Annotated in this window: 7 protein-coding genes; 1 reads left to right on the top strand and 6 read right to left on the bottom strand. The window is 56.0% G+C overall.

Going from position 1 to position 6768, the window contains the following annotated elements; translation table 11 throughout:
- Positions 1-230: 230 nt before the first annotated feature.
- The 6 genes from msrQ to KGB18_RS29725 form a co-directional block, all read right to left on the bottom strand.
- Positions 231-851: a protein-methionine-sulfoxide reductase heme-binding subunit MsrQ gene (gene msrQ / locus KGB18_RS29750; RefSeq protein ID WP_123721448.1), complete on the bottom strand. Its 621-nt coding sequence runs from the start codon at positions 849-851 to the stop codon at positions 231-233.
- Positions 851-1864 carry a protein-methionine-sulfoxide reductase catalytic subunit MsrP gene (msrP, locus tag KGB18_RS29745; RefSeq protein ID WP_123721447.1) on the bottom strand — a complete coding sequence of 338 codons (1014 nt, stop codon included), beginning with the start codon at positions 1862-1864 and terminating at the stop codon, positions 851-853. The genes msrQ and msrP overlap by 1 nt, the downstream gene beginning before the upstream one ends.
- Before the next feature lie 63 nt (positions 1865-1927).
- On the bottom strand, positions 1928-2785 hold the full coding sequence (gene pssA, locus KGB18_RS29740) for a CDP-diacylglycerol--serine O-phosphatidyltransferase (protein ID WP_008006914.1): 858 nt from the start codon (positions 2783-2785) through the stop codon (positions 1928-1930).
- A gap of 146 nt (positions 2786-2931) precedes the next feature.
- Positions 2932-3948, bottom strand: a complete 1017-nt coding sequence (gene ilvC / locus KGB18_RS29735; protein WP_007948647.1) for a ketol-acid reductoisomerase — start codon at positions 3946-3948, stop codon at positions 2932-2934.
- Positions 3949-3996: 48 nt separating this feature from the next.
- Positions 3997-4488 carry an acetolactate synthase small subunit gene (gene ilvN, locus KGB18_RS29730; protein WP_003176102.1) on the bottom strand — a complete coding sequence of 164 codons (492 nt, stop codon included), beginning with the start codon at positions 4486-4488 and terminating at the stop codon, positions 3997-3999.
- Positions 4489-4490: 2 nt separating this feature from the next.
- Entirely contained in the window at positions 4491-6215 is a 1725-nt protein-coding gene (locus KGB18_RS29725; RefSeq protein ID WP_052967709.1) for an acetolactate synthase 3 large subunit, read from the bottom strand.
- A 401-nt stretch (positions 6216-6616) separates the two neighbouring features.
- Here KGB18_RS29725 and KGB18_RS29720 point away from each other — a divergent pair.
- Positions 6617-6768: DUF4124 domain-containing protein (locus KGB18_RS29720; protein ID WP_223570964.1), on the top strand; the 152-nt coding region annotated here is incomplete at its 3' end.

Below are 6768 nucleotides of genomic sequence, written 5' to 3'. Positions count from 1 at the left end.
GCGTTACTCGCTGCTGTCAACACCTCTTTTTCTCCGCTTTCGACCGAGATGATCGAACCGTCAACAAGGCGAAAACACACTGCCTTACCAACTCCTTCTGGCTTCGATGAACTGAAGCGTAACCGCTATCGAAAACTGCGTAACTCTTTGTTTACCAAGGAGTTTTCCGTTTCGACTGCGCCGGAAGTGGGGCGAATTATAGGCTTCCAGAATCTGCCGTCAACCTCTAATTACGCCTTTCTGGCAGAAGGTGCCTTTTTGGCTGTTAAACGTGGAATCCGACGAGTTACAGGCGGCAATCTCAACACCAACAACAACGCACCTATAGAAGCATAGATCGCCCACTCCTTCAGATCAGCACGCACGATCCACAACATATGCAGCAATCCAAGCCCGAGAACCACATAGACCAACCGATGCAACTTCTTCCAGCGAGAACCCAAACGCCGCTGACTGTAGCGATTGGAGGTAACCGCCAATGCAAACAAACAGAGAAATCCCAGGACCCCGACAATAATGTACGGCCGCTTGCGTAACTCGATACCCAGCTGCGACCAATCAAAGCCAAGGATGAACGCCGTGTAACCGCTCAAATGCAGAACCACATAAGCGAAGCACCACAACCCCAACTGCCGCCGAACCGCAATCCACCCCGGCCAACCCGTGAGCTTCTGCAAAGGTGTCATGCTTAATGTAATCAGCAGCAGGACAAGTGTCCCCAGCCCTAGACGGTCAACCAGTACCTTGCCCGGATCCGGCCCCAACACATCCCCCAAGGCCTGATACAACCAAAGCAGCGGCCAAATCGCTGCAGCGATGAAGACACCAATACGCCAGAACGGATATCGCATCAGTAATTCTTCCGCAGATCGAGCCCTGTATATAGAGAAGCGACCTCATCCGAGTAACCATTGAACATTTGCGTGTCCCGCACATTGGGCTTGAACAGTCCGCTCGGCAAACGCCTTTCCCGTGCCTGGGTCCAACGCGGGTGATCGACTGTCGGGTTCACGTTCGCATAAAAGCCATACTCATCCGAGGCGATACTCTGCCAGGTCGTTTTCGGCTGCTCGCTGACCAAGCTGATCCGCACGATGGATTTAATGCTCTTGAAGCCGTACTTCCAGGGCACCACCAGACGCAGCGGCGCACCGTTCTGATTCGGCAACTCACGCCCGTACATGCCCACAGCAAGAATCGCCAACGGATTCATCGCCTCATCCAGACGCAGCCCTTCTACATACGGCCAGTCAATCAGGGCAAAACCGGAACGCTGCCCGGGCATAGTTTTGGGATCCTGCAAGGTTTCGAAGCGAATGAACTTGGCTTTGGAGGTTGGCTCTACTTCCTTGAGCAAAGCCGAGACAGGAAAACCGATCCACGGAATGACCATCGACCAGGCTTCCACACAGCGAAGACGATAGATGCGCTCTTCCAGTTGATAAGGCTTCATGAAGTCTTCCAGCGCATACCGCCCCGGCTTACCCACCTCCCCGTCCACCACTACGCTCCACGGTTCGGTTTTCAGCGCACCGGCGTTGGCCGCGGGATCACCTTTATCGGTACCGAACTCATAGAAGTTGTTGTAGTGAGTCGCATCCTTGAAAGGTGTGATCGCCTCGTCTTTGACGTTGACCGCCCCCCATTTGGTAGAAGGAAGCTTTTCGGCAAACCAGGAGGGCGCCTTGCCAGGCTCGACATCAGCATAACGCGCAACATCGTCGGCACTCGCCCAACGCGGCAGACTGCTCACCGCCAAACCGGCAACGGCGGCACCTAATACACTGCGACGAGAAAGGTAGAGGGATTCAGGCGTGACGTCCGACTCATGACAGTCAGACGCTTTGGGGACTTTGATCAGCATGACAACTCCGCAGCTTTGGAGGACAGATGCACCCATAGACTGCGGAGTATGAGGGAAATTACATCACTCGGCTTTTTTGTGCCGACGAAGGCGCAGCAGGTACTGCACCGGCCCGGAAGCCGCATAGGCAAGGAAAACCAGCAGCAGGATGCGTGGCGGATCACTGAACACAACGGCGAATACCAATACCACCGCGAGGATCGCGACAAAAGGAACGCGCCCTTTCAAGTCCAGCTCCTTGAAGCTGTTGTACTTGATGTTACTGACCATCAGCATGCCAGCGGCGGCAACCATCAGTGCAACCAGGAACGACATCTTGGAACCCTGAATGCCGTAGTCGCTGAATGCCCAGACAATGCCCGCGACCACACCGGCGGCGGCCGGGCTGGCCAGACCGATGAAGTAACGTTTGTCTGCGGTGCCGACCTGAGTGTTGAAACGAGCCAGACGTAATGCCGCCCCCGCTACATAGATGAAGGCGACCATCCAGCCGACCTTGCCCATGTCACCCAAGGCCCAGCCGAATGCCAGCAAAGCCGGCGCCACACCAAAGGCAACCATGTCCGACAGCGAGTCGTACTCGGCACCGAAAGCGCTTTGGGTATTGGTCATGCGGGCAACGCGACCGTCGAGGCCGTCGAGTACCATGGCGACGAAAATCGCGATCGCGGCAAACGCAAAATATTTGCTCGCGCCGATCGCATCACCAGCACTCAAGGCACTCTGGGCGCTCATCGAGTTGATGATGGAATAGAACCCTGCGAAGAGGTTCGCAGTGGTGAACAGATTCGGCAGAAGATAGATACCACGATGCCGGACTTTACGACCTTCAGCGTCATGCCCTTCTTCGATGTGTTCATCGATGGGCAGAAGGCTTTCGGCGTCAGAAGCCTGCTTTGGCTCTTCGGGACGTTCGCTCATGGACATTTACCTTGCAACGGGGTGGAAAGTTTCGACAGGTGTCTGGGACGACGGTTCGGCCACAAACAATGCAGCTTTATACCAGAACCGGCGGATCCAAACGAAAAAACGCGGCCTAGGCCGCGTTTTCCGTACAAGCTCGGGACTTAGTTCTTGGCTTTGTCGACGATCTTGTTGGCACCGATCCACGGCATCATGGAGCGCAGTTGCTCACCGATGATTTCGATACCGTGAGCGGCGTTGTTACGACGCTTGGCGGTCATCGAAGGATAGCCGGTGGCACCTTCGCTGATGAACATCTTGGCGTATTCGCCGTCCTGAATACGTTTCAGGGCGTTGCGCATGGCCTGACGGGATTCGGCGTTGATCACTTCCGGACCGGTCACGTACTCGCCGTACTCAGCGTTGTTGGAGATCGAGTAGTTCATGTTGGCGATACCGCCTTCGTACATGAGGTCAACGATCAGCTTCAGTTCGTGCAGGCATTCGAAGTAGGCCATTTCCGGCGCGTAGCCAGCTTCAACCAGGGTTTCGAAACCGGCTTTTACCAGCTCAACAGTACCGCCGCACAGAACGGCTTGTTCGCCGAACAGGTCGGTTTCGGTCTCGTCCTTGAAGGTGGTTTCGATGATGCCGGTACGACCGCCACCAACGCCAGCGGCGTAGGACAGTGCAACGTTTTTGGCGTTGCCCGAAGCATCCTGGTAGATAGCGATCAGGTCAGGGATACCGCCGCCTTTAACGAACTCGGAACGCACGGTGTGGCCCGGAGCTTTCGGCGCGATCATGATCACGTCGAGGTCAGCACGTGGCACAACCTGGTTGTAGTGAATCGCGAAACCGTGGGAGAAGGCCAGGGTGGCGCCTTTCTTGATGTTCGGCTCGATTTCGTTCTTGTACAGGGCAGACTGGAACTCGTCCGGGGTCAGGATCATGACCAGGTCGGCAGCCGCTACGGCGGAAGCAACGTCAGTCACTTTCAGGCCGTGGGCTTCAGCTTTGGCAACAGTAGCCGAACCTTTACGCAGACCAACAGTAACGTCAACGCCGGAGTCTTTCAGGTTGCACGCTTGAGCGTGGCCCTGGGAACCGTAACCGATGATGGCAACTTTCTTGCCCTGGATGATCGACAGGTCGCAGTCTTTTTCGTAATAAACTTTCATGAAATTCCCCTCTATATCCTGGCCGTTCAGGCCATTCGCTAATTTGGTTTAGATGCTCAGTACTTTGTCGCCGCGGGCAATCCCGGTGACGCCACTGCGTACGGTTTCCAGAATCGAGGCAGTCCCGATCGATTGAATGAAGCTGTCGAGCTTATCGCTGGTACCGGTCAATTGAACGGTGTACACGCTAGCGCTGACATCAACGATCTGCCCACGATAAATATCGGTGGTGCGCTTGATCTCGGCGCGCTGGGCGCCGGTGGCCTTGACCTTGACCAGCATCAGTTCGCGCTCGATGTGAGCACTCTCCGACAGGTCGACCAGTTTTACCACTTCGATCAGCTTGTTCAGGTTCTTGGTGATCTGTTCGATGACTTCATCATGGCCGACAGTGGTCAGCGTCAGACGCGACAGAGTCGGGTCTTCGGTTGGTGCCACGGTCAGGCTTTCGATGTTGTAGTTGCGCTGCGAGAACAGGCCGACTACACGAGACAGAGCGCCCGGTTCGTTTTCCAGAAGCAAGGAAATAATGTGCCGCATGATTAAGTACGCTCCGTCTTGCTCAGCCACATATCGCGCATGGAGCCGTCTTTGATCTGCATCGGGTAGACGTGCTCGCTGGTGTCGACCGAAATATCGATAACCACCAGGCGATCTTTCATGGCGAACGCCTCTTCCATCTTCGACTTCAAATCTTTCGATTCGGTGATGCGCACGCCAACGTGACCATAGGCCTCGGCCAGCTTGACGAAGTCAGGCAACGATTCCATGTAGGAGTGCGAGTGGCGGCTGCCATAACTCATGTCCTGCCACTGGCGAACCATACCCAGTACACCGTTATTCAGAATGACGATCTTCACCGGCAAACCGTATTGCAGGCAGGTCGACAGTTCCTGAATGTTCATCTGGATGCTGCCCTCGCCCGTTACGCAGGCGACGTCTTCATCCGGGAAGCTCAGCTTGATGCCCATGGCCGCCGGAAAACCGAAGCCCATGGTGCCCAGGCCACCGGAGTTGATCCAGCGGTTTGGCTTGTTGAACGTGTAGTACTGCGCGGCGAACATTTGGTGCTGACCCACGTCGGAGGTCACAAAGGCGTCGCCCTTGGTCACTTCGCACAGGGTTTCGATCACGGTCTGCGGCTTGATCACGCTGCCGTCGCCCTTGTCATAAGGGAACAGGCCGCGGTCACCGCGCCACTCATCGACTTGCTTCCACCAGCTGGCAACGGACTCCTTGTTCGGGGTCTCGCCGATTTCCTTGAGGATCGCGACCATTTCGGTCAGGACACTCTCGACCGGACCGACGATAGGAACGTCTGCCTTGATGGTCTTGGAGATCGAAGCCGGGTCGATGTCGATGTGAATGATCTTGGCATTCGGACAGAACTTGGCCGGGCCGTTGATCACGCGGTCATCGAAGCGCGCGCCGACTGCAAGGATCACATCGGCATGGTGCATCGCCAGGTTGGCGGTGTAGCTGCCGTGCATGCCGAGCATGCCAATGAACTGACGGTCGGTGCCAGGGTAGGCACCCAAACCCATCAGGGTATTGGTCACTGGCAGGTTGAGCATCTTCGCCAGTTCGGTCAGCGGCGCGGAGCCACCACCGAGAATCACGCCGCCGCCTGCATAAAGCACAGGACGCTTGGCCGCCAGGAGCATTTCAGCTGCCTTGCGGATTTGCCCGGAGTGACCGCGAACGGCCGGGCTGTAGGAACGCAGCTTGGCTTTTTTCGGGAAGATGTATTCGAACTTCTCGGCCGGGTTGGTCATGTCTTTCGGAATATCGACAACGACCGGACCAGGACGACCGGATTGCGCCAGGTAGAACGCCTTCTTCATGACTTCCGGGATTTCCGACGCATGCTTGATCATGAAGCTGTGCTTCACGATTGGCCGGGAGATACCGATCATGTCGGTTTCCTGGAATGCATCGGTACCTACCATGGTGCTAGGCACCTGGCCGGAAATGATCACCATCGGAATGGAGTCCATGTAGGCCGTGGCAATACCGGTGATGGCGTTGGTTGCGCCCGGGCCGGAGGTTACCAGTACCACACCGGCTTTACCGGTGGCACGGGCATAGCCGTCAGCCATATGGGTCGCAGCCTGCTCGTGACGAACCAGGATATGAGTCACTTCCGGTTCTTTGAACAGGGCATCATAGACATGAAGAAGAGCACCGCCCGGGTACCCATAGATATATTTGACGCCTTCGTCACGCAAAAAGCGGACGAGCATCTCACCGCCAGATAAAAGCTCCACGTTGTTCACCTCTAAAACGCCAGAATACCGCCCACATACAAAGAGGACGGGTCTTAATAGGTTTACTTCTCGGCAGAGCATGAGCGACGGTGGTCGCCGACTACGTCAGCACTGACTGAGCAAGTATTGGGATCGTCCCAAGTGTTGCGGGCCTTTCCCACCCAGCGCGAGGTAACGCGTTGCGGGTGTAACAGGTCGGCGCGGATGTGCGCCTCATGATCTACCGAGTGGGTCTGCTTCTGGCAGTCCCTCTACAGCGGACTTTGGATTCTTCTGTTTCGCCCATCGCAAGTCAAGCCGTCAATGTGCTTTATTCGAACTAAGCGCATGAGAACGCAAGAAAAAACCTTTAAACCGCAACTGTGTTAGCTTCGATTGCGCACCCATGACAAGGAAATGGCATGCGAACGTTCTTCTTCACCGCCGGCTTGCTGATCAGCCTGAGCCCTTTGTGCATGGCGGGTCAGATCTATAAATGGGTCGATACCCAGGGCGTTACCCATTTCGATGCGCAACCGCCCCCAAGCCAGGAGCCCACCCTCGTGGTGACGCC

Source organism: Pseudomonas sp. BF-R-26 (assembly GCF_019947395.1).
Lineage (GTDB): Bacteria > Pseudomonadota > Gammaproteobacteria > Pseudomonadales > Pseudomonadaceae > Aquipseudomonas > Aquipseudomonas farris.
Note: the sequence above shows the minus strand (reverse complement) of the source record. Positions and strands in the feature narration are given on the sequence as shown.